The organism is Sphingomonas sp. BE123, assembly GCF_031456015.1.
Lineage (GTDB): Bacteria > Pseudomonadota > Alphaproteobacteria > Sphingomonadales > Sphingomonadaceae > Sphingomonas.
In genome coordinates, this window is record NZ_JAVDTW010000001.1 from 1 (window position 1) to 25,541 (window position 25,541).

The 25,541-nt window shown below is 66.9% G+C and carries 18 protein-coding genes; 8 read left to right on the forward strand and 10 right to left on the reverse strand.

The genetic code is table 11. From position 1 onward, the window contains the following. Nucleotides 1-310 precede the first annotated feature (310 nt). Nucleotides 311-754 carry a DUF6916 family protein gene (locus tag J2Y54_RS00005; protein ID WP_310035905.1) on the reverse strand — a complete coding sequence of 148 codons (444 nt, stop codon included), beginning with the start codon at nt 752-754 and terminating at the stop codon, nt 311-313. Nucleotides 755-907: 153 nt separating this feature from the next. Between J2Y54_RS00005 and J2Y54_RS00010 the strand changes: the two genes are divergently transcribed. Further along, entirely contained in the window at nt 908-1,198 is a 291-nt protein-coding gene (locus J2Y54_RS00010) for a DUF6916 family protein (protein WP_310035907.1), read from the forward strand. Between the two features lie 36 nt (nt 1,199-1,234). Here the strand turns inward: J2Y54_RS00010 and J2Y54_RS00015 are convergent, their stop codons facing one another. Genes J2Y54_RS00015 through J2Y54_RS00030 form a run of 4 tightly spaced genes read right to left on the reverse strand, consistent with a single transcriptional unit; the run spans nt 1,235 to nt 3,302 of the window. Beyond that, on the reverse strand, nt 1,235-1,732 hold the full coding sequence (locus J2Y54_RS00015; RefSeq protein WP_310035909.1) for a GNAT family N-acetyltransferase: 498 nt from the start codon (nt 1,730-1,732) through the stop codon (nt 1,235-1,237). Nucleotides 1,733-1,775: 43 nt separating this feature from the next. Next, nucleotides 1,776-2,300, reverse strand: coding sequence for a tail fiber protein (locus J2Y54_RS00020; protein ID WP_310035912.1), 525 nt, complete (start codon nt 2,298-2,300; stop codon nt 1,776-1,778). A gap of 9 nt (nt 2,301-2,309) precedes the next feature. After that, on the reverse strand, nt 2,310-2,813 hold the full coding sequence (locus J2Y54_RS00025) for a tail fiber protein (RefSeq protein WP_310035913.1): 504 nt from the start codon (nt 2,811-2,813) through the stop codon (nt 2,310-2,312). 9 nt (nt 2,814-2,822) lie between these two features. After that, the gene (locus tag J2Y54_RS00030) at nt 2,823-3,302 is read right to left on the reverse strand and encodes a tail fiber protein (RefSeq protein ID WP_310035916.1); all 480 of its coding nucleotides are present in this window, start codon (nt 3,300-3,302) and stop codon (nt 2,823-2,825) included. A gap of 420 nt (nt 3,303-3,722) precedes the next feature. On the opposite strand from J2Y54_RS00030, the gene J2Y54_RS00035 reads away from it, so the two are divergent. The 4 genes from J2Y54_RS00035 to J2Y54_RS00050 are packed head-to-tail and all read left to right on the forward strand — an operon-like array spanning nt 3,723 to nt 15,003. Next, the gene (locus J2Y54_RS00035; protein WP_310035918.1) at nt 3,723-10,496 is read left to right on the forward strand and encodes an Ig-like domain-containing protein; all 6,774 of its coding nucleotides are present in this window, start codon (nt 3,723-3,725) and stop codon (nt 10,494-10,496) included. Nucleotides 10,497-10,556: 60 nt separating this feature from the next. After that, nucleotides 10,557-11,975, forward strand: a complete 1,419-nt coding sequence (locus J2Y54_RS00040; protein ID WP_310035919.1) for a TolC family protein — start codon at nt 10,557-10,559, stop codon at nt 11,973-11,975. Then, nucleotides 11,968-13,698 carry a type I secretion system permease/ATPase gene (locus J2Y54_RS00045; RefSeq protein WP_310035921.1) on the forward strand — a complete coding sequence of 577 codons (1,731 nt, stop codon included), beginning with the start codon at nt 11,968-11,970 and terminating at the stop codon, nt 13,696-13,698. The genes J2Y54_RS00040 and J2Y54_RS00045 overlap by 8 nt, the downstream gene beginning before the upstream one ends. Before the next feature lie 3 nt (nt 13,699-13,701). Continuing rightward, complete coding sequence (locus tag J2Y54_RS00050; protein WP_310035922.1) at nt 13,702-15,003, forward strand: HlyD family type I secretion periplasmic adaptor subunit; 1,302 nt, start codon at nt 13,702-13,704, stop codon at nt 15,001-15,003. A gap of 34 nt (nt 15,004-15,037) precedes the next feature. Here J2Y54_RS00050 and J2Y54_RS00055 read toward each other — a convergent pair whose 3' ends face one another. Beyond that, nucleotides 15,038-15,331 carry a PqqD family protein gene (locus tag J2Y54_RS00055; RefSeq protein WP_310035923.1) on the reverse strand — a complete coding sequence of 98 codons (294 nt, stop codon included), beginning with the start codon at nt 15,329-15,331 and terminating at the stop codon, nt 15,038-15,040. 21 nt (nt 15,332-15,352) lie between these two features. Next, complete coding sequence (locus J2Y54_RS00060) at nt 15,353-15,499, reverse strand: hypothetical protein (RefSeq protein WP_310035925.1); 147 nt, start codon at nt 15,497-15,499, stop codon at nt 15,353-15,355. A gap of 176 nt (nt 15,500-15,675) precedes the next feature. Between J2Y54_RS00060 and J2Y54_RS00065 the strand changes: the two genes are divergently transcribed. Further along, on the forward strand, nt 15,676-16,587 hold the full coding sequence (locus J2Y54_RS00065) for a hypothetical protein (protein ID WP_310035926.1): 912 nt from the start codon (nt 15,676-15,678) through the stop codon (nt 16,585-16,587). Then, nucleotides 16,584-19,493, forward strand: a complete 2,910-nt coding sequence (locus tag J2Y54_RS00070) for an MHYT domain-containing protein (protein WP_310035929.1) — start codon at nt 16,584-16,586, stop codon at nt 19,491-19,493. Before J2Y54_RS00065 ends, J2Y54_RS00070 begins: the two co-directional genes overlap by 4 nt. 48 nt (nt 19,494-19,541) lie before the next feature. Here J2Y54_RS00070 and J2Y54_RS00075 read toward each other — a convergent pair whose 3' ends face one another. The 3 genes from J2Y54_RS00075 to J2Y54_RS00085 form a co-directional block, all read right to left on the reverse strand. Continuing rightward, the gene (locus tag J2Y54_RS00075; RefSeq protein ID WP_310035930.1) at nt 19,542-20,405 is read right to left on the reverse strand and encodes an ROK family protein; all 864 of its coding nucleotides are present in this window, start codon (nt 20,403-20,405) and stop codon (nt 19,542-19,544) included. After that, the gene (locus J2Y54_RS00080) at nt 20,405-21,481 is read right to left on the reverse strand and encodes a glycoside hydrolase family 68 protein (protein ID WP_310035933.1); all 1,077 of its coding nucleotides are present in this window, start codon (nt 21,479-21,481) and stop codon (nt 20,405-20,407) included. Before J2Y54_RS00080 ends, J2Y54_RS00075 begins: the two co-directional genes overlap by 1 nt. Nucleotides 21,482-21,543: 62 nt before the next feature. Next, complete coding sequence (locus J2Y54_RS00085) at nt 21,544-24,003, reverse strand: TonB-dependent receptor domain-containing protein (protein WP_310035934.1); 2,460 nt, start codon at nt 24,001-24,003, stop codon at nt 21,544-21,546. A gap of 169 nt (nt 24,004-24,172) precedes the next feature. On the opposite strand from J2Y54_RS00085, the gene J2Y54_RS00090 reads away from it, so the two are divergent. Next, nucleotides 24,173-25,522 (forward strand): MFS transporter, encoded by a 1,350-nt coding sequence (locus tag J2Y54_RS00090; protein ID WP_310035935.1) that lies wholly within the window; start codon nt 24,173-24,175, stop codon nt 25,520-25,522. Nucleotides 25,523-25,541 lie beyond the last annotated feature (19 nt).

Sequence of the window (25,541 nt, forward strand, 5' to 3'; positions counted from 1 at the left end):
CGTGTCTTGCGACTGCGTGTCGGTAGCAGGGCCGGCGATCTGCGTGCTGATGCGAGCGCGAGTTCATGCGCGTGGCGTAGGCAGGGGGCCGGATGGGGACGGGGTACGAACGGCGTGGGATCCGTCGCTCCGCCGCCAGCGAGATCGCTGGAGTACGCGCGAGCGTTCGTCGCGCCAGCGCGCTGCGCGGCCATGAGGGGCTGGCGCGCGCCGAGGCGGCCGCGCTGGATCGACGCGCAGGAAACGCGCCCGACTCGCTGTCACGCCGAATTGTAGGCTGGCCTCTGTGCGGCGCAGCGGCGCCGAGCGGTCAGTTGAGAACGGCGGACAGCAGCGTCTTGCCGAATACCGTGCTGGCATGGCCGAGGAACAGGTCGAAACTGCCCTTGGTACCATGGGTCAGGCGATAGGTTTGGCCGCCCAGCGGCGCGTTGGCCGGATCGAGTTCGAATATGGCGGTGAACGGCGCTGCGCGATCGAGCGACGCGGGCCGATTGGCGTCTTCGGGGGCCGGGACCAACGGCGCCAGGCGCGCAGTGACGCGGCCTTGCTCACCATGGATGGTGAAAGCGGTTCCGACCAGCTTTTCCCAATCGCCCATCTCGCTCTTGGTCAGCGGCGGGGTCGTGCTGCTGTCGGTGCCGCGGACGGTCAGGGTGCCGGCGCCGCCATCACAGCCCGATACCGCGACCGCAGCGGTCGTCAGGACCCCGGTGGCGACGAATGAACGGCGTGTGGTCGAGCTGGTCTGCATGCATTGATCCCCCGCGAACGGCGCTGGTCGGCGCCGCGTTGCGACTCGTCGCTAGCATCGCGCGGGCCGTAAGGCATCTTAAAATATCGTGAAAAGTAGCTGGCATCGCGCACAAAAGCGTGGATATGGGACAGCAATCGCAGAGGGTGGGACATGGACCGGGAACTGACGCTTGAGCTGTTTGCGCCGCGGGTCGGTACTTCGGTGCCGGTGACTGCCGGGAATGGCGCGGTCACGCTGACGCTGGCCGAGGTTCAGGAACTGCCCGACTCGCGGCGTGTCGGCGGCGGCTTCAAATTGTTGTTCGTCGGCCCGGCGACGCCGCAGCTTGCGCAGGGGACGTACCTGTTCGACCTGGGTAACGCGCCCGCGGATTCGATCTTCATTGTCCCGATCGGTCCCGACGCGGCGGGGCAGATGCGGTACGAGGCGATCTTCTACTGATCCGCGCCAGCCTGGCCGGAAGCGCGTGAGCCGCGGTCAGCCCAGCGGGCGTTCCATCAGATCATAGGCACCGGCATCGCTGCGCACGACGAAGCCGAGCGACAGATAGAGGCTGCGCGCCGGATTGGCCTTTTCGACATGGATCGAGACGCCGAGCTGCTGCGCGCCGGCCCAGTCGATCACGTCGCGCAGGATCGCTCCACCGATGCCCTGACGCCGCGCCGCCGGGACCAGCGCGATGTCGACGATCCGGATCGAGCCGGGGAAGGGGTGGAGATACAGCCGTCCGATCGACGCCCCCTCCCGCTCGATGATCAGCCAGTCGCCCGCTGCATAATGCTGCTGATAATGCAGGTGCTGGGCGTGATGCTGTTGCGTCAGAAACGCCTGTTTGGCGTCGTCCGGCCAGCCGGTCGGTGCCAGCTCGTCGATCCGCGTCGAGGCATAGAGCGCCTCGGTGAACGCGTAATCGTCGGGCGACCAGTCGCGATAGGCGATGCCATGCGCGCGCGCATGGCGGATCGGCAAAGGCATGGCGCAGGTCCGGAGCGAAATCGTGTCGCGATATCTGTGCAGATCAGGGTCGCGGCGGGAACACGCCCTGCAGCGCGATGCAGAAATAGCAGGTCAGATAGGGCTGCATGTTGTTGTGCGGCTGATCGCCACCAGTCGGCGCCAGCGATTGCGGGCTCATCGTGACGCGCGTGCCGGTGTTGGTCTGATACAGGCTGCCACCCACCGAGGACGCGATCGCGATTCCCGAGGTCACCGACCCCTGGGTTCCTTCCTCGTTCGAGGCGCGCAGCGTGTGACTGTGCGACGGAATCTCGCTTTCGATCAGCGTCACCGTTTCGACGCCGCCGGTTTCACCCAGGTCATGGAGCGACAGGCCGGGGCCCTGACCGGGATGCATCGGTGCGCGCCCCTGGAGATCGGGGAGGGCAAAGTTCGACTTGCCATTGCCGCCATAGGTGGTCCCCAGCAGCGAAAACAGCGCCGTGTTCTGCGACAGCGGCAGCAACTGGCCGTCGCACCACGCCCACCCCCGGGGCGCGAAGTTGAACGGAAAGATTCGGATTTCGGCGACGAACGGATCGGCCATGCAATGCTCCTAGGTCGGGCTCGGGAAGATGCCGAACAGGGAAATGATGAAATTGACGCAGAGATAGGGCTGCATGTTGGTGTGCGGTTGGCTGCCGCCGACCGGTCCGATCGCAAGCGCCGACATTGCCGATCCCGGCGTCTCGGGAGCGAACGGACGCAGCACCGTGGAGGACGCGAGCAACGCATTGGCCGGTTCGGCCTGCGACCCGTTCGCCGTCGATGCGAGAAGCGTGTGCGTGTGGGAGGGGATCTGGTTGACGTTCAGCGTCACCTCTTCGACCCCGAAGGTTTCGGCCAGAATCACCCCATTGCCCTGATGGACGGGGACACGACCGCGCAGGTCGGGCAGCGCGAACGTGCTCTCGCCGTCGCCGCCATAGGTGGTTCCGATCAGCTGGAAGAGGGTCTCATTCTCCGTGATCCAGAGCAGCTGACCCTCGCACATTTCCCATCCGGCGGGGGCGAAATTGCCCGCGAACATGCGGATTTCACCGACATAAGGCTGAGCCATGGTGCGTCCTCAATTGGGCGAGGGGAAAATGCCCTGAAGGGCGATGCAGAAGCTGATGACCAGCGACGGCTGACGATTTTCATGCGCCTGCGACCCGCCGACATTGGCAACGCTGCTCGATTCGAGCGCGACATAGCCCGTCGTGGCGGTCGTGTACGCATTGCCCGGTTCGGCGGCAAACAGCGTTCCGCCGACCGGGGCCGGGTTCACCGAATTGCCCAGCGCGGGCGATGCCGCGAGGCTGTGGGTATGCGTCGGCATTTGCGACAGGGTGATGGTATGCGTATCCGCGCCGGCCCGCTCGCCGAGCGTGTGGCCGTTCCCGACATGAATCGGCACGCGGTTGCGAAAATCGGGGAGCGCGAACGTCGTCATCCCGTTGCCGCCAAAGGTGGTGCCGAGCAGCGAAAACAGCGCCTGATTCTGGTTGATCGGCAGGAATTGTCCGTTGCACAGCGCCCAGCCCTTGGGCGCGAACGAAAACGACATCAACCGGATTTCGGAAAGAAACGGTTCTGCCACTACCCTTAGCCCCCACTTGTTCGCCGTGTCCCCAAAGCTGTCCGGCGATGCGGTGCGAATATCCCAAATTCAGACGGTTGCAATCAATAGTTCGAACATGTGCGACTTCGGTGCAGGTTTGCGTCCCTGCACGGGACAGAATTTCGGGGCGAATCGGCCTTTTGCAGACGCGCGTGGCGCTGAATTTGCGACGGGAAGGCCGCTCGGGCGGCGCAGATCGCGTATCCGGTCCGAAGAAATCTATACTTTAAAATTGATTAAAAGTGATTGATGAGAGCGTCGCGGCCGTCTGGCTGTGCCCGGGGTCGGGGGATCGAGCCGGGCTGAAGGCGTGCGCGACGCTCGGCCCTCGGGCTGTCCGGCGCGCGCGGCAGGTGAGGGGGATCTATGTACGGCGACTTCAATCTTCTGGGGCGTATGGCGGCGGTGCAGGCGGGGCGCGCGACGGCGCGCGGCCAGAAGCAGGACGCAGCGGCGGCCGCACTGATCGCGCCCGAAGACGGCGCCGGTGCCGCCTGGTCGGTCGATTCGCTGTGGATCGATTCGGCTGCGTTCACTCAGATTGCCGATGCCGCCGAGCCGGAAGCTTCCGCCGCGCCCCAGCCCGCCGAATCGCGGCTGTCCGATTCGCCGGAAGTGCCGGCCCAGGCCGATGCGCTGGCTTCCGCTGCGCCTGAGACGGTTGCCGCGCAACCGGCAGTGATGAGCGAGGCGGCAGCGACGGGCCTTGCCGGAACGCTCGATCCCCAGAATGGCAGCGTGACTGTGACCCGGACCACGACGCTGAGCGTCGACGCCGACAGCGATGGCGTGGCCGATGCGGGCGACACGCTCAGCCATTATCTCGTGATCGTGAATGGCGGCGCGACGCCGCTGACCAGCCTGAGCTTCACCGATCCGCTGACCGGATCGACCTATGATGCCGGGTCGGTGCAGATCACGCCGATCGCGATCGACGATTCCTTCACGATGACCGGCAACACGCCGCAGACCTTCACCTTCGCGCAGCTGCTGGGCAATGATCTCGACCCCGATGGGTCGACGGCGGGGTTGAGCATCGCGTCGGTGGGCGGGGCGCAGAATGGCACCGTCACGATCGACTATCAGGCCGAGACGGTGACCTTCACGCCGAATACCGGTTACACTGGCCCGGCGAGCTTCACCTATCAGGTGATCGACGCGCAGGGGCTGACCAATGTCACCGGCTATGACGGGACGGTCAGCCTGACCGTCGAGACGCCGGTTTGGTATGTCGATTCGGCCTATAGCGGCGCGAACGGCACGCCCGATGGCAGCTATCTGCGGCCCTTCACCTCGCTCGCTCCGCTGAATGGCGGGACTGGCGACGGCACCACCAACGACGATGTCGATGCGGCCGGGCACACGATCTTCATCTATAACCGCGGCGCCAGCGCCTATAATGGCGGGATCACGCTGGAGGCGAACCAGACGCTGATCGGCGATGGCCAGGCGTTCACCGTCAACGGCATCGCCATCGGCGCCGACGGGTCGAACACGGTGATCAACCACGCGACCACCAACACCGGCTATGGCGTTACGCTGTCGACGGGCAACACGATCCAGGGGATTACCTTCACCGGCGGCAACTCGGGTACCGTCGGCATTCGTGACGGCAACGGCACCGTCGGCACGCTGACCATCAGCGGGACCGATGTGAACGGTGCCGGCACGGCGGTGGATATCGATCAGGGCGGCACGCTGAGCGTCAGCCTGGGAACGCTGAGCACATCGGGCGCGACGGGCGACGGCGTGCATCTTCAGGGCGTGAGCGGTTCGTTCTCGGCCAGCAGCGGCACGATCGAAAATGCCGGTGGAACCGGCTTCCTGGTCGGCGCGGCTGGCGGCGGGACCGCCAGCTCGGGTGGCAATGCGACCATTTCCTATGGCGGGACCGTGGCCAACGCGACCGGCGCCACGATCGAAATTCAGGATCGCACCGGCGGTACGGTGACGTTTTCGGGCAATGTCGCGGAAAATTCTGGGCGCGGCATCGTCGCCGACGGCAATAGCGGGACGATCAACTTCAGCGGACAGGTCGCGATCAGCAGCGGTACGTCGAACGCGATCGCGCTGACCAACAATGCGGCGGCGATCAACTTCAACCCGACCGGCAACGGACTCGACATCGTCACCACCAGCGGCACCGGGATTGTCGCGACGAGCAACAGCGGTCTGCTGACCATCACCGGCAACGCCAATTCGATCCAGTCGACGACCGGCACGCTGGTCAATCTCAACGGGACGAGCGCGGGCACCAACGGCATCAGCCTCGGTGACCTGTCCGCGAGCGGTGCAGTCGGCACGGCCGTCGCCTTCAACAATGTCGGCGGGTCGGTCAATGTCGCGTCGCTGACCGCGACCGGCGGCGTTACCACTGTCGGCGTCTCGATCACCAGCAGCTCGGGCAGCTTTACCTTCGACAATGCGGTTCAGGTGACGGCGACCGGTTCGGGCCGCGGCGTCTATCTGTTCGACAATAGCGGCGCGTCGGTCACCTTCTCGGGCGGTGGGAATGGCGTCGACCTCAGCACCGCGACCGGCAATGCCTTTTTTGCTTCGGCCAGCGGGACGGTCAACGTCGCCGGCACGGGCAACACGCTGTCGTCGGTCGGCGGCCTCGCGCTCGGCGTCTATACGACGACGATCGGCAGCTCGAACCTCAATTTCAGCAGCATCAGCGCCAATGGCGGCACCAACGGCATCGTGCTCAACACCACCGGGTCGACCGGCGGCCTGATCGTGACCGGCGATGGCGGCGGCAGCAACAACGGGTCGGGCGGCACGATCCAGAACATGACCGGCGACGGTATCAGCCTGACCAGCACGGCCGGCGTCCGCCTTGGCTACATGACGATCCAGAACAATCTGGGCGACGGCATCGGCGGGTCGGAGGTCAATGGCTTCCTGCTCAACCGCGCCAATGTGACGGGCAATGGCGACGATGCGGCGAGCGACGAATCGGGCATCAATATCGCCAACCTGACCGGCAGTGCGTTTAACGGCACGCGCCCGACCGGGATCACCAACAGCGTCTTCACCAACAACCATGAGTTCGAGGTGCAGATCGCCAATAGCGGCAACGGGACGCTGACCGATTTCGTGTTCTCGAACAACACGGTGTCGGACAATGGATCGACCGGCAAGATCGCGAACCTGGTGAACTTCCTCAACACCGGTACCGGCAGCATGACGCTCAATGCGAGCGGCGGCAGCTACACCGGCGCGGCGCCCAATTCGGCCACCGGCCTGCATATCGACAACAGCAGCAATGGCGGTTCGGTCACGGCGAACGTTTCCGGCGGTACCTTCACCAATAACAATGTCGCGGTGAACGCGTCGGCGGCGCTGAGCGGCAACCTGACCTTCGACATTGACGGCATCACCGCGACCGGCAACCGCAGCCATGGCATCAACGTGTTCGTGGCGGCGAGCAGCACCGGCGCGATCAACGGCACTGTCGCCAACAACGTGGTCGGCACGAGCGGCGTGACCGGATCGGGCTCATCGCTCGGCAACGGCATTTCGGTGCAGAATGAAGGCAGCATCCTCACCGGCAACCCGCTGCGCCTGCTGATCACCGGCAACACCATTCAGGAAATCGCCCAGTTCACGGCGCTCAACGTCAATCACGGCATTTCCGGACAGTCGAACACCCGGACGATGGATGTCACCATCTCGAACAACACGTTCGGCGATGTCGACAATGCCCGCGCGCTGGTGGTGCAGCAGAATAACAGCACCAACACCAGCGGCAGCGCGGGGATCATCAACGCGTCGATCTTCGGCAACAGCTTCCTCGGCACGATTGCCGGGCTGGTCGGCGACGGTTCAGTGATGCGCCTGCGCCAGCTGAGCGGCGGCACGTTCAACCTGGTTCAGCTGGTCGATTCGGCCGCGACCAACGCGAACGAGCTGGACGATCGCAACAACCTCAACAACGCCGTGCAGGACCGCATAAGCATCGGCGGCACGCTGACCTTCGGCGCGACTGCGCCGGCGACCCCGGCATCGGCGGAGCAGAGCGTGTCCGGCGACATCCAGCTGGTCATCGCGGAGATGGAAGCGGCCGGTCGCGCCGGCCCGACCGCCGAGATCGTCCGCCCTGCCTATGTCGCCCCGGTCGCCGAAACGGCGTCGGCGCCGGCTCCTGTCGCGGTCGAAGCACCGGCATCGCAGCCGGTGGTTCCGGCCGCGCCGGTGGACAGTCCGGCAACGACCGGAACGGTCAACCTCGGCTCGCTCCCGGCGGGCTATGCGGTCGGCATCTATTACACCAGCACCGTCAATCTGGTGCAGAACGCGGTCATCGCCAATCCGTACACCAACGTCGCGACCGTAACCTATTCGGGCGGCACGACGAACAGCAACCAGGAGTCGCTGACCGTCGATTCGCTGACGCTGGGCAGCCGGGTGTTCCTCGATGCCGATCGCGATGGCAGCTATGGTGCTGGGGACAGCGGGATCGATGGCGTGACGCTGTCGCTGTTCGCCGATGCGAACAATGACGGGATCGCTGACGGTGCGGCGCTTGCCAGCACCACGACTGCTGGCGGCGGGCTTTACAGCTTCGGCAATGTCGCAGCCGGGACCTATATCGTTCAGGTCAACGCGGCGAACTTCCAGAGCGGTGGTGCGCTGGAGGGGCGTGGCGTCACGCTGGATGGCGGCGATCCGGATGACAATGTCGATAATGACAATAACGGGATCAGCGCTGCCGGCGGGGTTGTCGTCGCGCGTCCGATCACGCTGACGCTGGGGTCGGAACCTACCGACGACGGCGATAGCGATGCCGATACCAACCAGACGCTGGATTTTGGCTTTGTCGTCCCGAACCAGGCGCCAACGTCGACCAATCTGGACGGCGATGTGGTCACCTTCACCGAGGGGTCTGGGCCGGTGCAGCTCGACCTTGGCGCGAACGCGACGATCAGCGATCCGGATAGCGGCAATTTCGATGGTGGATCGCTGACGGTAACGGTGACTGGCCCGACGCCGGGCCAGGACGGGCTGCCGGTTTCCGGCGGCGGCGCCAATGGTGTTGTGATTTCCAACGGCAATGTTTCCGTTGACGGTGTCACGATCGGTACGTTTGCGGCCTCGAACGGGTTTGCGACGCTGACATTCGCGTTCAATGCGAACGCGACTGCGGCGCGCGTTCAGGCGGTGGTCCGGTCGATCGGTTACGGCAATTTCGGCGGCGATACGCCGACCGCCGGCGACCGGACCATCACCTTCACGCTGGTCGATGGTGACGGCACCTTGGGTGGCGGGACGGACACCGCAACCTTCACCACCACCGTGAACGTTCAGCCTGTCGACGATGCGCCAGTGGCGGTTGCAGATAGCGGCACGGTGGCGGAAAACGCGACGGTCGCGATCTCGGTCGACAGCAACGATACCGATGTCGATGGTGGACCGCACACGGTGGCGACGATCGCCGGTCAGTCCGCCACGGTCGGCGCGGCGATCACGCTGGCATCGGGCGCGACCGCGACGCTCAATGCCGATGGCACGATCACCTATAACCCCAATGGCCGGTTCAACGCGCTGGTCTCGGCCGCAACGGCAGCCGCGACCGGGGCGAGCAACAGCAGCGCGACCGACAGCTTCACCTACGGCCTGGTCGGCGGCAGCAGCGCGACGGTGACGGTCACGATCAACGGCGTCGATGGCAGCGGCGACCAGTTGGGCGGATCGGCGGGGAACAATGTGCTGACGGGCACTGCGGCGGGTGACCTGTTCATGCTCGGACAGGGCGGCGATGACACCGTGTCGGGTGGCTTGGGCGAAGACGGCTTCTTCTTCGGCGGCGCGTTCAATGCCAACGATTCGGTCGATGGCGGCACCGGCACGCTCGACACGGTCGGGCTGCAGGGCGATTATTCGGCTGGCGTCACCCTTGGCGCCAACAGCGCAACCGGGATCGAGATCTTTGCCTTGCTTCCGGGCAGCGACACGCGCTTCGGCGACAGCTCGGGATCGAGCTACAGCTATGCGATCACCACCGGCAACGCCGCGATCGCGGCCGGCGTCACGCTGATCTTCCAGGCCAACACGCTGCGTGCGGGCGAGAATTTCACGCTTGATGCGTCGGGTGAGCTGGACGGTGCGGTGTTTGCCTATGGCGGCCTCGGCACCGATACGCTGACCGGTGGCCAGCAGAATGACGCGTTCTTCTTCGGCAATGGCCGGTTCGGCGCGTCCGACAGCGTCAATGGCGGGGCCGGGACGAGCGATACGCTGGGCCTGCAGGGTGTCTATGCCGGCGCGACCTCGGTCACGTTCGGCGCGAGCCAGATCAGCGGCATCGAGATCATCGCGGTGCTGTCGAACGTCGATACGCGCTTCGGCGGAGCGGGATCGGGCACGCCGTACAGCTATACGCTGGTGATGCATGACGGTAATGTCGCGGCCGGACAGCGCATGACGATCAGCGCGAACACGCTGGCCACCGACGAGGCGCTGGTCTTCTATGGCACGGACGAAACCGACGGGTCCTTCGCCATCTACTCCGGCAACGGCGTTGACATTATCGAGGGTAGCCAGGGCGACGACATCATCTCGGGCCGTGGTGGCGGCGACATGCTGACCGGACATGGCGGCGCCGATCGCTTTGTCTACTCCGCCGTGTCGGACAGCACGGTTTCGGCTTATGACGTGATCATGGACTTCACGGCAGGCGATCTGATCGACCTGTCGGCGGTCGATGCGGATTCGGGAACGGCGGGGCGTCAGCAATTCTCGTTCATCGGATCGGGCGCATTCTCCGGCACGGCGGGCGAGTTGCGTTACGAGGATTTTGGCGGCCAGGGCGCGTTCTTTGGCGACACGGATGGCGATGGCACGGCCGATTTCGAGATCTTCCTGATGACGACGGGGCACGCGATCGGGATCGACGATCTGGTCGGCGTGACCGAGGCGCCGGCGGCGGCGGTGATCGGGCTGCAGGATGCGGTCCCGCTCGACACGGCGCCGATGGAGCAGATCGTGCTGGCCGAACCCGCAGGCGGCGGGAGCGAATTCAGCCGGGTTTCGGCCGAAGCGTTCGTCGATGGCGATGCACCGGTCACGCGCGGCGACCTGTTGTTCATCGCGCCGACCAGTCTGCCGGATACGCAATATATTGACTATTCGATGTGATAAGCGCGCGCCCGGCATGGTGCCGGGCCGCGATGCATGCGGCGGGACAGGGACCGGAGTGTGAGAATCGAGTCCGGGACTCCGGCCCGCCTGTTCCTCAGCGCAACGCTGGTCGGCCTGCCCGGCATGGCCGCTGCGCAGGTCAGCGTGCCGCTGGCGGTCGACCGTCCGTTGGCGATCGATTTTGCGACCGATCCGGTGTTGCGCCTGCGCAGCGAGGCGGTCGACCCGGCCGTGTTTCGTGCGACGCTGACGGCGTTGCTCGCCGCGCATCCGACCGCCGCCGAGGCGCAGGCGCGCGCCGATGAGGCCGCGGCGCTGACCGACGAGGCACGCGACCGGATCGGGCCGAGCGTGACGGCGACGATGCAGAGCTATCGGGTGCTCGCGCGCGATTTCGACATTACTAATCCGGGCAATCTGGTGGAGCGGACCCGGCCGTTGCAGCGCACCGATGCGACCGTTCAGGTCGAACAGCGCCTGTTCGATGCCGGCGCGAGCGTCCGTCGCCTGCGCAGCGCGCGCGCGCGCGAACGCGCGGCGCTGGCCGATGCCGACCGGGCACGGTCCGACCTGGTGCTGGCGTTCATCGCCGGGTGGCATGAACTGGCGAGCTATCGCGCATTGATCGAGGTGATCGACGCGTTTCTGGCGCAGGAGCCGGCCATGCGCGCAGCCGTCGAACAACGGATCGCGCAGGGTGCCAGCGCCCAGATCGAACGCGTGCAGATGGATGCGCTGCTCGCCCAGGCCAAGGCGCGTCGGGCGCGAGCGGCGCGCGGTCTGGCCACCGCCGAAGCCCGGTTTCGCGCCGATACCGGGCGGGACGCGCCGCCCGGACTGGCACGCCCGCCGATTGCCGCGATCGCGGACGGGGAACGCGCGGCGCTGATCGCGGCAGCCGGGCGCAGTCCGCAGGTCGAAGCCGCGGTAGCGCGGGCCGAAGCCGCGCAGGAGGACGCGCGCGCTGCCCGTGCCGACCGGCTGCCGAGCCTGTCGGCCGGGGTCGATGCGGGCCGCTATGGCGTGTTCGAGCGCGAGCGCGATTATGACGTGCGCGCACGCGTGACGCTGCGCGCCCCGCTTTATGGCGGGGGACTGCGGGCGCGCGCGGACCAGGCCGATGCGCGCGCGCGTGCGGCGCTGGCCCAGGCGGACGGGACGCGCAGCGATGCGGCGCGCGACGCGGCCATCGCGCTTGCCGATATCGCCGCGCTCGATCAGCAGCTTGCCGCGCTCGAAAACGCCTATCGCGCCGCGCGGGTGTCGCGCGACGCGGCGGTGGCGCGCTTTGTGGGGCAGCGCGGCACGGTCACGGACATCGCCGCAGCCGAGGATAATCTGGTCGGCGCCGCCGCTGCCTATATTCAGGGGCTCGGCGAATGGGGCAGCGCACGCTATGCGGTGCTCGCGCAGGCGGGACTGCTGGTGGAACGGCTTGGCCTTCCCATAGACGGGGAACGGACGGGCAATGAGTGATCGCGATCTGGTCGAGCTGCCCACGCCGCGCATCGCCGACTGGCTGACGCGCCCGGTGCGGCGCAACCGCGCGACTTATGCCAAGGTCGTGGTGGCGGCGGTGGTGATCAACCTGTTCGCGCTGCTCGCCTCGCTGTTCACGATGACCGTCTATGACCGGGTGCTGCCGGGGCGGGCGATCGAATCGCTGGTCGCGCTGACCATCGGGTTCGCGATCGTGATGCTGTTCGATTTCCTGCTGAAGATGCTGCGCGCCTATTTCGTCGATCACGCCGGTGCGCAGATCGATCAGGAAATGGGGCAAAAGGCGTTCGAGCAGCTCGTGGCGATCCGCATGGACCGGCGCCGCGGGGCAACCGGACAGGTGGCCGGCACGATGCGCGAGCTTGAGACGCTGCGCGACTTCTTCACCTCGGCCACCCTGGTCGCACTCGTGGATGTTCCCTTCACCCTGGTCACCCTGACCGTGATCTGGCTGATCGGCGGGCCGGTCGTGCTGGTGCCGGCATTGCTGATCCCGCTGGTCGTCGTCACGGGGCTGGCGCTGCAACCGGCGCTTGAGCGGCTGACCGCGCAGATGCTGGGCGAAAGCCTGTCCAAGCAGGCGATCCTGGTCGAGGCGCTGGGCGCGATCGAGACCGTCAAGGCAACCGGGGCGGGGCCGATGCTCGCGCGGCGCTGGCACGCATCGGTGACAGAACATGCCGCCGTCTCGCTCAAGCAGCGGCTGATCTCGGCGATCGGGACAACCTTTGCCGGAAGCGCCGGTACGATCTGTTCGGTCGGGGTCGTCGTGGTCGGCGTGTTCCTGATCCTGTCCAATTCGCTGACCATGGGCGGGCTGATCGCCTGTTCGATCCTGGCCGGTCGCGCGCTTGCGCCGCTGGGGCAGGTGTCGGCGCTGCTCGCGCGGATCAACGCGACGCGCACCGCCTATCGCCAGATCGACGCGTTGATGTCGGAACAGCGCGATGGGCCGGCGGGGCAGGGCCTGTCGCCCGGGCGGGCGCAGGGGGCGGTGGCCTTTCGCAATGTCAGCTACACCTATCCCGGCGCGGCGGAAAAGGCGCTCGATGGCGTTTCCTTCACCCTCGAGCCCGGCGAGCGGGTCGCGCTGCTCGGCCGGGTCGGATCGGGCAAGTCGACGATCGCGCGGCTGCTGCTCGGCCTCAATACCGCGCAGGAAGGGCATGTGCTGATCGACGGGGCGCAGATCGGCCAGCTCGAGCCGGCAGCGCTGCGCGCGGCGATCGGGGCGGTGCTGCAGGATCCGGTGCTGTTCACCGGCACGGTGCGCGACAACATCACCCTCGGCCGGGCGGAGATTGACGATGCCGAGCTGATCCGCGCGGCGGACGTGTCGGGGACGCATCAGTTCATGTCGCGGCTCGTCAATGGCTATGACCGCGTCCTTGCGGATCGCGGCGAGGGGCTGTCGGGCGGGCAGCGCCAGTCGATCGCGATTGCGCGCGCGCTGGCCGGGCGCCCGCCAATCCTGGTGATGGACGAGCCGACCAGCGCGATGGACATGCAGACCGAGGACGCGCTGCTCGGCCGGCTTCAGGCCGAGCTGGACGGGCGGACGCTGTTGCTGGTCACGCACCGGCCGACATTGCTCAAGCTGGTCGATCGCGTGATCGTGGTGGCGGACGGGCGGATCGTGGCGGACGGGCCGCGCGACGCGGTACTGGCGCGGCTGGCGCGCAAGCAGGATGCGGCCTGAGCGATGCGCGACACCCGGATCGACGACCTGATCGACTATGTCGCCCCCGCGCGGGCGACGCGCTGGCTCTTATGGGGGCTGGTCGGCTTTACGCTGCTTGCGATCGTCTGGGCGGCGCTGGCGCAGATCGACCGGACGGTGCGCGGTACCGGGCGAGTCGTTCCGCGCGCGCAGCTGCAGACGCTGTCGAGCCTGGAGGGGGGCGTGATCGCGCAGATCCTGATCCGTTCGGGTCAGCAGGTGCGCGCCGGGCAGCCGCTGGTCCAGCTCGACCCGACCGAGCGGTCGGCGGAGCTTGGCAGCGGCGCGGCGACACAGGGGGCATTGCGTGCGCGCATCGCCCGGCTCAGCGCCGAGGTCGAGGGGCGGGCGCCGAGCTTCCCGGTCGATCCCGACGAAGACTATGTTCGCCAGGTGGCGATCGAACGCCAGCTGCATGCCGCGCGGGTCGCCGACCTGTCGAGCGCGATGGCGGTGGCGCGGGCCCGGATCGCCCAGTCGGACCGTGCCGTCGTCGAGGCCCAGGCGGCGCGGGCCGCCGCGCTGGCGACGCGCGAAGGGGCGCGAACCGAACTCGATATCCTGCGCCCGCTGGTCGAGCGCGGGCTCGAGCCGCGGCTGGCGCTGATCCAGGCGGAGGCGCGCGCCAGCACGGCGGCAGCCCAGCTCGCGGCAGCGGATGCGGCGATCGCCCGCGCGCAGGCTGCGGTCGTGCAGGCGCAGGCCGAGCAGCTCCGCGTGCAGGGCGACTGGCGCATGGCAGCGGCCGATGCGCTCGCCGTCGCCCAGGCCGATCTGTCAGCACAGCAGCGCAGCCTGCCGGCGCTGCAGCGGCGGGTCGAGCGGACGGTTGTCCGCGCGCCGCTGGACGGACGGGTCAACCGGGTGCTGGTCACGACGCGGGGCAGCGCGGTGGCGCCGGGTGCGCCGCTGGTTGAGCTGGTGCCATCGGGCGGTGGTCTGCTGGTCGAAGCGCGGATCGCCGCGCAGGACATCGGCCGAGTGCGGATCGAACAGCCAGCGCGCGTGGCGCTGACCGCTTATGACCAGGCGGTGCATGGCACGCTGGATGGGCGGGTCGTGACTATTTCGCCCGATTCGCTCACCGACGAGCGCACCGGGGAAATCTATTATCTGGTGCGCGTGCAGACCCGGTCGGAGCGGCTGGCAAGCGCGACCGGCCAATCCCTGCCGGTCGGACCGGGCATGGTGGCCGAGGTCAGCCTGCTCGGCGAGCGGCGCAGCGTCCTCAGCTATCTGCTGACCCCGATCACCCGCCTGAGCGACCGGGCGCTGCGCGAGTGAGGCGGGGGACCCGCAGGTACGGCGATCGCGCGGATCAGTGCGCGGGGTCGCCGTCGATCCGGATCAGCCCGTCTGCGGCAAGCTCGGCAATCAGCGCCGACGCCTCGACCACGCATTGATCATGCGCGACCGAGAATTCGCCGACCAGCCAGTCGACCAGCGTGTCGAAGCGAAGCGGCGTGGCGATCCGGTTCCAGATCGCCGCCGCCGTCGCGTTCAACCCGTAGCACAGGCCGGAATCGATATGCAGGCCGAGCAGCTCGTCATCCACTTCCGCTTCGATCAGCGTCGCGGAACGGCTGAGCACGGCCGAGGGAGCAAGGGTCATCGTGCGGTCGGCGCGCGTGCTTCAGCTGCCGAGCGCGATCGGACCTTCGGGCACCACCGGGTTTGCGCCGGCTGCGGCATCCGATGCGCGCATGCGGTTGACCCGCGGCGTTACCCAGCTGCGCCGTGCCGATTTGTCCGAACCGTTCCCAAACCCCTTGGACGTCATGCAATCACCCCGTTAGCGCACGAATCGGTCTGGCCCGAAATCGTGAATTTTGAAGGGGCTATAGAGCGACCTGGACAAGTGCAAGAACGCCGCACCGCGTCATCGTGCCATGGCGGAACGCCAGTGTGGCACCACGCGCACCGCTGGCGTCATGGTCGCGGTGCGTGGGCGCGGTGATGCGCTATCGACTCTATGGGCTGGAGGTCGCGAGCGACCTTCCGCTGGATGGCGCTGCGCCGGGCGATCCGGCATTGTCGCCTGACGTGCAGATCGTGCGGGCGCCGGACCTGCCGGTGACACGCGCGCTGACCGATGCGATCGTCCGCGATGGCGAGGCGGTGCTGTTCAGCGTGGCGAGCGTGGCGCGTTATCGGATCAGTGGGGGGCAGCGGATCGACGTGGCGGTCGGGGCAGGCGCGGATCCCGATGCGGTTGGGCTGTTCCTGACCGGAACCGCGATCGGCCTGTTGCTCCAGCAGCGCGGGATGCTGGTCCTCCATGCCAATGCGCTGGCGCGTGACGGCCGCGCGCTGGCGGTGCTGGGCCCGTCGGGCGCTGGCAAATCGACGCTTGCGGCGCGGCTGGTGCAGGCCGGGTTCGATCTGCTTGCCGACGATGTCGTCGCGATTGGGCGCGGCGATGACGGGAGAACGCCGCTGGCGCTGCCGGGGTTCGCGCGGATGCGCCTGTGGGGCGAAGCCGCCACCGCATTGGGCATCGATCCCGTGGCGCTGGCTCCGGTGCGCGCGCAGGCCGACAAATATGTCGTTCCGACCGAGCAGGCTGCCCGTTCGGCGGTGCCGCTGGCTGCGATCTATATTCTCGAGCGGGCAGATGCGCTGGCGCCGCCCGGCTTTGTCCGGCTGCGCGGGAGCGAAGCCGTCGCGGCATTGATGGCAAACAGCTATCGTGGCCAGTATCTGGCGCTGACCGAGGCCGAGCGCGCCCATTTCGGCGCTTGCGTCGCGCTAGCCCGGTCGGTGCCGGTGCACCGCTGGTCCCGCCCCTGGGGCCATGGCGAAGGGGCGGCGCAAACCGATGCGCTGATTGCCCATTTTGCCACGTTGGAGCGCCCCGACCCGGATTGAGCCGTCGGGTTGCGCTTTACCTTGCCGCCGGTTTCCGCAACACCATGGCGGGCCAGTCCCGCACTGCAGGGGCGCGTGCAGGAGGTGGAGCCGGGCAGCCGATGGTGATGAGCGGTACCCATGACCCCGTGCTGGTCACGCTGTCGATCGTCATCGCGGTCTTCAGCGCCTATACCGCGATCAGCCTCGGCGCACGGGTCCGCGCGGCGCGCGGGCAGCTCCAGAACTGGTGGCTGGCGGCCGCTGCCCTCGCCTTGGGCGGGGGCATCTGGTCGATGCATTTCGTCGCGATGCTGGCCTATGCGATACCGGGGATGGCGGTTGGCTTCGACGGTCCGATCACGCTCGCCTCGCTGATCCTGGTGATCGCGTGTGTCGGGGCGGGGCTGGCGATGGTCGCGCGGCCGGCACCGACGCGGCAGCGCTTCGCGCTGGCCGGGGCGCTGATCGGCGGCGGGATTGTCGCGATGCACTATCTCGGCATGCGCGCGATGCAGATGCCGGCGGAGCTCAGCTATGACTGGCGGTGGGTGCTGGTGTCGATCGGGATCGCACTCGGCGCGGCGACCGCCGCCGTCGCGCTGGCACTGCGTGAGCAGCGTGGGTGGAGCCAGCTCGCTGCGGCCTCAGTCATGGGCGCCGCGATTGCGGGGATGCACTATGCCGGGATGCAGGCCGCGATCTTCACCGTGCCGGCCGACCATGGCGCGCCGGTCGCGGCTGGGGGTGACGGGCAGGGCTATCTTGCGATCGCGATCGGTGCGCTCACGCTGCTGATCCTGATGCTGGCGCTTGGCGCAGCACGGATCGAGCGGCTGGTCGCGCGGGCTGCGCTTCGCGAGAGCCGCAGCGCGCTGCGCGTGACGGTCGCCGATATCCTGCGCCGTCGCGATGCCGAAGACGCGCTGGAAGAGGTTGCCGCGCTGCTCGGGGCGCATTTCGGGGTGAGCCGGACCGGGATGGGCGACCTCGATTCGAGCGCGACACTGTTCGACTATCGCGTCTGCTGGACCGACGGCAGCGTTCCCGTGCTGGTCGGGCGGCACCCGGCTGCTGCATTCGGTCCGCGGATCGTGGCCCAGCTGCATGCCGGCGCGACGGTCGCGATCGCCGATCTGCTCGATTCCGATCTGGTGACCGATGCGGCGACCCGCGCCACCGCGCGGGCGGTGGATACGCGCGCGATCCTGGTCGTTCCGTTCCTGCGCGCCGGCCAGCTGCGCACCATCGTCTATCTCAACGATCGTGAGCCGCGGCAATGGACTGCGGACGAGATCGAATTCATGGAGGAACTCGCCGAACGGATCCGGTTCGTGATCGAGCGTACCGTCGCCGAAACGGAGTTGCGCGAACTCAACGCCGAACTCGAACGCCGGGTCGAAGCGCGGACTCGCGCGCTGCAGCAGGCCGAGGATGAAAAGCGCGAGGTCGCCGCGCTTTATCGCGCCTATTTCGAGAATACCCCGGACTCGCTGTTCGAAATCGCGGTGACCGAGGACGGTGCGTTCATCGTCGATCAGATCAACGCGGCGCATGAGCGCGGCGTGGGCATGAAGCGCAGCGAAGTGCTGGGCCGCCGCGTCGACGCGGTGCTCCCGCCGCGCATCGCCGAGACGGTGATCGCCCATTATCGCGAGGTGGTGGCGAGCGGCACAACTGCGGCGTTCCGCGAGGTGCACAAGCTGCGCGGCACGACGCAATATTGGGACACCACGCTCGTCCCGCTGACCGGTCCGGACGGACGTGTCGTCAAGCTGATCGGCGCGAGCCGCAACATGACCAACCAGGTGGTCGCAGAAGAAGCGTTGCGCCAGTCCCAGAAGATCGAAGCGATGGGCCAGCTGACCGGCGGCGTGGCGCATGACTTCAACAACCTGCTCACCCCGATCATGGGCGCGCTCGACCGGCTGAACCAGAAGGAAGTCGGCGATGCGCGGGATCGGCGGCTGATCGCCGGCGCGTTGCAGGCCGCCGAGCGCGCGCGTACGCTGGTCCACCGCTTGCTGTCCTTTGCCCGGCGTCAGCCGCTCCAGGCGATCCCGGTCAACCTGTCCGAACTGGCGACGGGGATGATCGATCTGATCCGCAGCACTGCGGGTCCGCGCGTGCGCGTCGATCTGGAAATCGAACCCGAGCTGCCGGCGGCGCTTGCCGACCCCAATCAGCTGGAACTCGCGCTGCTCAACCTCAGCGTCAATGCACGCGACGCGATGCCCGATGGCGGGGTGCTGCGCATTGCCATCGATGCGGCCACGGTCGCGGACGGCGACGACCGCGGCGTGGCGCCCGGGCGCTATGTGCGCATGGAGGTGGCCGATACCGGGATCGGGATGGATGCCGAAACCCGCCGCAGGGCAGTCGAGCCATTTTTTTCGACCAAGGGGATCGGCAAGGGCACCGGCCTGGGCCTGTCGATGGCGCACGGGCTGGCGGCGCAGCTCGGCGGTGCGCTGACGATCGACAGCGCGCCAGGCGCGGGCACGCGGATCGCGCTGTGGCTGCCGCGCAGCGACGCCGTGGCGGCGCGGATCCAGACAGTCGCAGAACTGACCCCGCGCCGCCAGGGCGAGCGCGTGCTGCTGGTCGATGACGAGGAAGCGGTGCGCGACGTGACTGCACAGATGCTGCTCGACCTTGGCTATGCGGTCACGTCGGTTGCGTCCGCGTCCGATGCGCTTGCGGTGATCCATGACGGCAACTGGCCTGACCTGCTGGTGACGGACCATCTGATGCCGGCAATGACCGGGACCGAGCTGGCGCGGGTCGCGCGCCAGTTGCTTCCGGACCTGCGCATCCTGATCATTTCGGGCTATGCCGAGGATGCCGAGCTGAACCCTGAACTGCCGCTGCTTGCCAAGCCGTTTTCGCTGCCCGAACTCGCCAGCGCGCTGGCGCGGGCAGGCTGACCCGCGTCGTTCCAGCCGGGCTGCACGGCCCGGCCATGGGCGACTGCATCACGCTCGGCCGCGCGCCTGCGCTGCCAGCAACATCGCTCCCGTGATACCCGATGCATCGCCCAGCGCCGGAGCGCAGACGCGATGCCGCTGACCGCCCGGCAGATAGCCGGCGTCGAGCGCCTGCGTGGCATCGGAGATGGCGGGGAGCAGCCCGGGCGTGGCGAGCACCCCGCCACCGATCACGACCGTCTCGACCGCAGTCATCGCAAACAGGCTATGGCAGGCCTGCGCCAGATAGCCCGCAACGAGCCCGTGCGCGGGGTGATCGGCGGCAAGATCGGACAGCGTCGCGCCCCAGCGCTTCAAGATCGCCGGCCCGCTTGCCAGCCCCTCCAGACAGTCGCCGTGAAATGGACAATTTCCGGGATCGGTGTCGCCCATTGGACGACGCGGATAATAATGCCCCATCTCCGGATGGGCCGCGCCGTGGACACAGCGGCCGTCGAGCACAAGCCCGACGCCAATGCCGGTACCGACCGTCATATAGGCGAGCGAGCCGCCGCCGCGTCCCGCGCCGAGTCTGGCTTCGGCGACCGCCGCCGCGTTGACGTCGGTTTCGACGGCGACGGGTACGCGCAACGCGCGGCCAAGCGATCCGGCGAGGTCGAACCCGCTCCAGCCCTCCTTGGGGGTCGACAGGATATGGCCCCAGTCGGCACGCGTGCTGTCGAGGCCGACCGGGCCGAAGGTGCCAAGGCCCAGCGCCTCGATCGGCGGTTGGGTTGCGAACCATGCGAGCGCGGTAGCAACGGTGCTTTCCGGATCGCGCGTCGGAATCGATGTGCGCGCGACAATCGCGTCGGGTGCCGACCCGATCGCGAGGACGAACTTGGTTCCGCCTGCCTCGATCGCGCCAAGCATCACGCCAGCGCCACCGCGCTCAATCCCACGCTGTCGCCGTCGAACACAAGCTGAAGCAGCGGGGCGGGGGCGCCGACAAAGCCGTGTCCGCCCGGTGCATCGACAAAACCTGCCGTGACGCCTTCGGCGCTCACGAACCAGCTGTAGCAGCAAAAGGGATCGGCATCGGGGTTGGCAATCACCAGTCCGCTCCCGTTCAATGGACGCCAGGGGCCGGCGATCCCGTCGGCGACCATGCCGTACAGGCCCGTTGGCCCGGCCGCAACGTCGGGCGAAAAGGTCGAGTGCTGCGTCACCCAGAACAGATAATAGCGGCCGTCACGGGCCACGATATGCGCGCGTTCCAACTCGTTGTTCACATTGTCGGCATGCACGATCGGGGGGAGCAGCGCCCAGCCTTGCGACGTGCGCCGCGCCAGACCGACCGCGCCATTGTAATCCGATGTCGTTGCCGCGAGCGATGCGGTGAAGACCAGATAATCGGCCCCGTCTGCAGGGTCGCGGAAAAAGGCCGGGTCGCGAAACGCCTTGATCCGTCCGGGTTCGCCTTCATGCGCATCGGCGGGGCAATATTCGGGTATCAGGGTGCGGATCGACGGGGTCGGCACGGTCCAGTTGCCGATCGACCCGTCCGCCGCAACCGCGCCATGCGCCTCGAACAGCATTTGCTGATAGCCGCCGGCACGCTGCGCCGATCCGGCGCCGGTGAAGAACAGCGTGACCCGCCCCTCGTCGAGCAGCGCAGAGCCTGCCCATTCGCGTTCATAGGGGACGGCGGCGGGGGGAAGTACCGCGCCGCGATCGACCCAACTGCCGTCAACCTGCTCGAGCCAGCGAATCCGGGCTTCGAAATGACGTGCTGCCGGGTCGCCGCGGTCGGGGGCAGTCAGCGCCATCCACAGGTGACGTCCCGCGATCGACGCGATCGTGCCATCGGGGTTCTGGACCGGCCACATGTCCCAATAATACAGATCGCTGCCGCCCAAGGGGCGGGGCGCATCGGCGAATGCGGGCACGATCGCGGCCTTGTCGCGGTCGATCGCGGCAACATGGGCCGAAGTCCAGGGGCTGGTCATCATGTTCCTTTGCAGATGGGATCCGGGTGGCCCGGTCCAGTTCAGGACCGGGCCGGGAGAGATCAGAAGTCGAAGCGGACCGAAGCCGAAACCGTGCGGCCGTTGATCGAGCGCGCGCGGACGATGCCGTTGGCCGGGATGCTGCCTTCCTCGGCCTCGGTCAGGCCGATCGTGTCGAACAGGTTGTTGGCGTTCAGCGACAGCGTAATCCGCTCGAGCGGCCGGAAGTTGACGAATGCGTTGACCACGGTGAAGCCCGGCAGGACCAGCTGGTTGCCATCCTGGGCATAGCTGTCCGACGTGCCGACCGCGCTGACGCCCAGGCCGAACTGCTTCGCATCATAGGAAGCGGTCGCCTGGTAAATCCAGTCGGCCTGGCGGCGCGGTGTGTTACCGACATTGGCCGGGCTGATATTGTCCCGCGAAATGCTGGCATCGGTATAGGTCGCGCCTGCCGAGAGCGAGAAGGGACCGGTACGATAGCCAGCTTCCAGTTCGACGCCGCGCGCCTTGTAGGAGCGGCTGAATACCGTCTGGGTGGTCGCTTCGTAATTCTCTTCCTCGGTGCGCGCGTCGAATACCGTGGCATAGAATGACACGCCGTTCGCCCGGTACTTCACCCCGATCTCTGCCTGCTTCACAAAGTCCACCGCGACGGCCGCGTTGAGCAGGGCGCCGGTTGCCGGGTTGACGTTGTTGGCGTTGAACAGGATGCGATCGGCATTGGCGCGGCCGCCCCGGCTATAGCGACCAAAGACGGACAGCGCGTCGGTGATCAGATAGTTCGCGCCGAACGAATAGGAGACATAGTCGGTCCCGTAATCGACCAGTGCAGCGCCCGTGGTCGGAAGAACGCTGACCAGCGTTTCCGACGGGTTGATCGACCCGTTGCCGTTGATGTCGCGGGTCGTGACTGCACCATCGCCAAATGTGCGGCCGCGCGCGTCGGAGAAGTCCCACCGGATGCTGCCGTCGAGCGACAGGCCGCCGAACTTCAGGCCAAGCGAGGCGAATGGCGCCTTGGTGGTGTAGTCGAGGTCATAGGCGCGGCGGCAGCAATTGCCGAAGAAGCTGGCGCTGTACCCCACCGTGCCATTCTGGGTCTGGGCGACGCCAGCGGCATTGCGCACGTCGAGCAGCACCGCTTCGCCATTGCCCTGCACGCTCATCAGGTGCGACGTCCACAGCCAGGCGGTGTCGATTTCCTGTGTCGCGTAATAGAAGCCGGCGGTCAGTGTCGCCTTGCCCCCGCCCACATCGAAATCGCGCGTCGCGCGCAGGTCGTTCGTCAGATTGTCGAGGCTGTTGAGCCGGGTGTTGAAGGTCACGATGTTCGCAACAAGCCCGTTGCCGCCCAGCGTTGACGGGCTCGTCACGCGCTGCCCGGCATTCGGGCCGCTGGCATAGAAAAGCTGTGCGTTCGCGCCGCCGATCGCGTCAGCGGCTGCTTGCGCGCCGGTCACGCTGGCGGGGAAGGGCGAGACGAACGCGCCGCTGATGTCCGAATAGCGGAACCGGTTGGTGACGGTGAAGCCGCCGACCTCGAACTCGGCCTCGAACCCGAGCGCAGCGACCTTCGGGTGCATGCCTTCGTCGATGTTGAAGGTCTGAACCTGATTATTCTGGTTGAGCGTCGTGATCGGCTCGAAATAGCGCGAATGCAGCGACGCCGTGTTGATCGAGAAGTTCGCGATGCTCGAATAGGTCGGATTGGCGTCGGTGCCGGTGACCCGCACCGGGTTGGGCAGATAGCCGACCGAGTGGTCGTTCAGATATTTAGCGTACAGCCGGACATAGCCGCTGTCGAACTTGCGGGTGATGTTGGCCTTGATCTGGCCGCCGCGGGCACCGTCATAGCCGACGTCGCGCGGACCGTCGCCGATATGGCCGAACCCGCCGACATGGAAGGTCGTGTCGGCATCCAGGCGACCGCCATAATCGAAATCAAGCCGATATTCGCGATAGTTGAGGCCGCTGGTCAGCCCGATCGAACCGCCCTCCCGCTCGCCGGTCTTGGAGATGAAGTTGATGACGCCGCCCGGCGAATTCGAGGCGAAGGTCGATGCCGAGCCGCCGCGCACGGCTTCGACGCGCGCAATGTTGTTGTCGGTGCGCAGGAAGATGTCGGCATTGCCAAAGGTGATGTCGCCGAATTCGAGGATCGGCAGGCCGTCTTCCTGCAACTGCAGGAACTTGGCACCGCCCGATGCCACGGGGAGGCCGCGCACCGCGATATTCGCATTGCCCTCGCCGCCTGAGCTTTCCGAACGGATGCCCGGGATTTGGCGGATCAGTTCGGCCGAGGAACGCGGTGCCAGATCGACCAGATCTTCGCCGCCGATCGCGCTGACCGACACCGAACTGTCGAGCACATTCTGACCGCGCGCGACCGCAGTGATGACGATTTCCGTCTCGGCTGCGGGCACCGTGTCGGCGTCCGGCGCGGTCGCGTCCTGCGCGAACGCCGGCGTAGCCAGCGCACAGAATGCGACGCTGGCGATCAATGCGTGACGAGTCTTCATGACGATCCACTCCTTCAGCTGGCTCGCGTCGAATGCGCGATTCGCGCTAGAGATAGCTCCGCTGCAAACGATTGCAACAGCGGAGTTGCAAACGATTGCAATTCGGCGAAAATGGTGTCACCACATCGCCGAACGCCGATGCAAAGCGGCGGTTGAGAGGGTCCTGTCGATGCAAAATGCCGCCAAACCGCGCCTGTCGCTGTTGCGAATCATCGAAATGAACATCGGCTTTTTCGGCCTGCAGTTCAGCTTCGGGTTGCAGCAGGCGAATATGGGGCCGATCTACGGCTTCCTCGGTGCGGACGAGGCGACGATGCCGCTGCTGTGGCTGGCCGGCCCGATGACCGGACTGATCGTCCAGCCGATCGTCGGCGCATTAAGCGACCGAACGGCGTCGCGACTGGGACGGCGCACGCCCTATTTTCTGATCGGTGCGATCATCTGCTCGCTCGCCCTGTTCGCGATGCCCTATTCGCCGACCTTGTGGGCCGCAGCATCGCTGCTGTGGATTCTCGACGCGGGCAACAACATCACGATGGAGCCGTATCGCGCGTACGTGTCCGATCGGCTCGCGCCGGATCAGCGGCCGATCGGATTTCTGACCCAGAGTGCGTTTACCGGGCTGGCCCAGACGCTCAGCTACATGGCGCCCACGCTGCTGACCGTGTTTGCCGGGCGCGACGTCCTTGATGACAACGGCATCCCGGTGGTCGTGCGCCTCGCCTTCATCATCGGCGGTATCCTGTCGATCAGCACGATCGTCTGGTCGGTGTGGCGCGTGCGCGAGCTGCCGCTGACCGACGCCGAGCAGGCGGAGCTGACCGCGCGTCCGCTGTCGGCGCGTTCGGCGCTGTCGGATATTGCCACCGCGATCCGGGAAATGCCGCGTCCGATGCGCCAGCTTGCCCTCGCGATGCTGTGCCAATGGTATGCCATGTTCGTCTATTGGCAGTATATCGCGTTCGCGGTCGGGCGTTCGCTCTACGACACCACCGATCCCAAAAGTGCCGCGTTCCGTGAAGCGACGCTGACCGCGCAGCAGATCGGCGCCTTCTACAATCTCATCGCTTTTGCTTCCGCGCTGGTGCTCATTCCGGTTGTGCGGCGGCTGGGTGCGCGTTCGGTCCATGCCGTCTGCCTCGCCGCGTCGGGGATCGCGATGCTGGCGATACCGGGGATCGACAGCAAGATCGGACTGTTCGTCGCGATGGTCGGCATCGGCATCGGCTGGGCCGGGATGATGGGGAACACCTATGTCATGCTTGCCGAGGCGATCCCGCCGGCGCGGACGGGGATCTATATGGGCATCTTCAACATGTTCATCGTCATTCCGATGCTGATCGAAACGCTGACAATGCCGTTCCTGTACCAGCCGCTGCTGTCGGGCGACCCGCGCAATGCCTTGCTGCTGGCAGGCGGGCTGATGCTGATCGGCGCAGTCGCAACGCTGTTTGTCCGGGCAGGCGGGCGACCGCAGGGGGTCGCGCCGGTCGCCGATGCGCCCTCTGTTCCCGCGTGACGATGGCGTGCTAGTGGCC

What these genes read in the sequence shown, in the direction of transcription:
- J2Y54_RS00005 (WP_310035905.1), bottom strand. Translation starts at nt 754, where the DNA reads ATGCAGACCAGCTCGACCACACGCCGTTCATTCGTCGCCACCGGGGTC.
- J2Y54_RS00010 (WP_310035907.1), top strand. Translation starts at nt 908, where the DNA reads ATGGACCGGGAACTGACGCTTGAGCTGTTTGCGCCGCGGGTCGGTACT.
- J2Y54_RS00015 (WP_310035909.1), bottom strand. Translation starts at nt 1,732, where the DNA reads ATGCCTTTGCCGATCCGCCATGCGCGCGCGCATGGCATCGCCTATCGC.
- J2Y54_RS00020 (WP_310035912.1), bottom strand. Translation starts at nt 2,300, where the DNA reads ATGGCCGATCCGTTCGTCGCCGAAATCCGAATCTTTCCGTTCAACTTC.
- J2Y54_RS00025 (WP_310035913.1), bottom strand. Translation starts at nt 2,813, where the DNA reads ATGGCTCAGCCTTATGTCGGTGAAATCCGCATGTTCGCGGGCAATTTC.
- J2Y54_RS00030 (WP_310035916.1), bottom strand. Translation starts at nt 3,302, where the DNA reads ATGTCGTTTTCGTTCGCGCCCAAGGGCTGGGCGCTGTGCAACGGACAA.
- J2Y54_RS00035 (WP_310035918.1), top strand. Translation starts at nt 3,723, where the DNA reads ATGTACGGCGACTTCAATCTTCTGGGGCGTATGGCGGCGGTGCAGGCG.
- J2Y54_RS00045 (WP_310035921.1), top strand. Translation starts at nt 11,968, where the DNA reads ATGAGTGATCGCGATCTGGTCGAGCTGCCCACGCCGCGCATCGCCGAC.
- J2Y54_RS00050 (WP_310035922.1), top strand. Translation starts at nt 13,702, where the DNA reads ATGCGCGACACCCGGATCGACGACCTGATCGACTATGTCGCCCCCGCG.
- J2Y54_RS00055 (WP_310035923.1), bottom strand. Translation starts at nt 15,331, where the DNA reads ATGACCCTTGCTCCCTCGGCCGTGCTCAGCCGTTCCGCGACGCTGATC.
- J2Y54_RS00060 (WP_310035925.1), bottom strand. Translation starts at nt 15,499, where the DNA reads ATGACGTCCAAGGGGTTTGGGAACGGTTCGGACAAATCGGCACGGCGC.
- J2Y54_RS00065 (WP_310035926.1), top strand. Translation starts at nt 15,676, where the DNA reads ATGCGCTATCGACTCTATGGGCTGGAGGTCGCGAGCGACCTTCCGCTG.
- J2Y54_RS00075 (WP_310035930.1), bottom strand. Translation starts at nt 20,405, where the DNA reads ATGCTTGGCGCGATCGAGGCAGGCGGAACCAAGTTCGTCCTCGCGATC.
- J2Y54_RS00080 (WP_310035933.1), bottom strand. Translation starts at nt 21,481, where the DNA reads ATGACCAGCCCCTGGACTTCGGCCCATGTTGCCGCGATCGACCGCGAC.
- J2Y54_RS00085 (WP_310035934.1), bottom strand. Translation starts at nt 24,003, where the DNA reads ATGAAGACTCGTCACGCATTGATCGCCAGCGTCGCATTCTGTGCGCTG.
- J2Y54_RS00090 (WP_310035935.1), top strand. Translation starts at nt 24,173, where the DNA reads ATGCAAAATGCCGCCAAACCGCGCCTGTCGCTGTTGCGAATCATCGAA.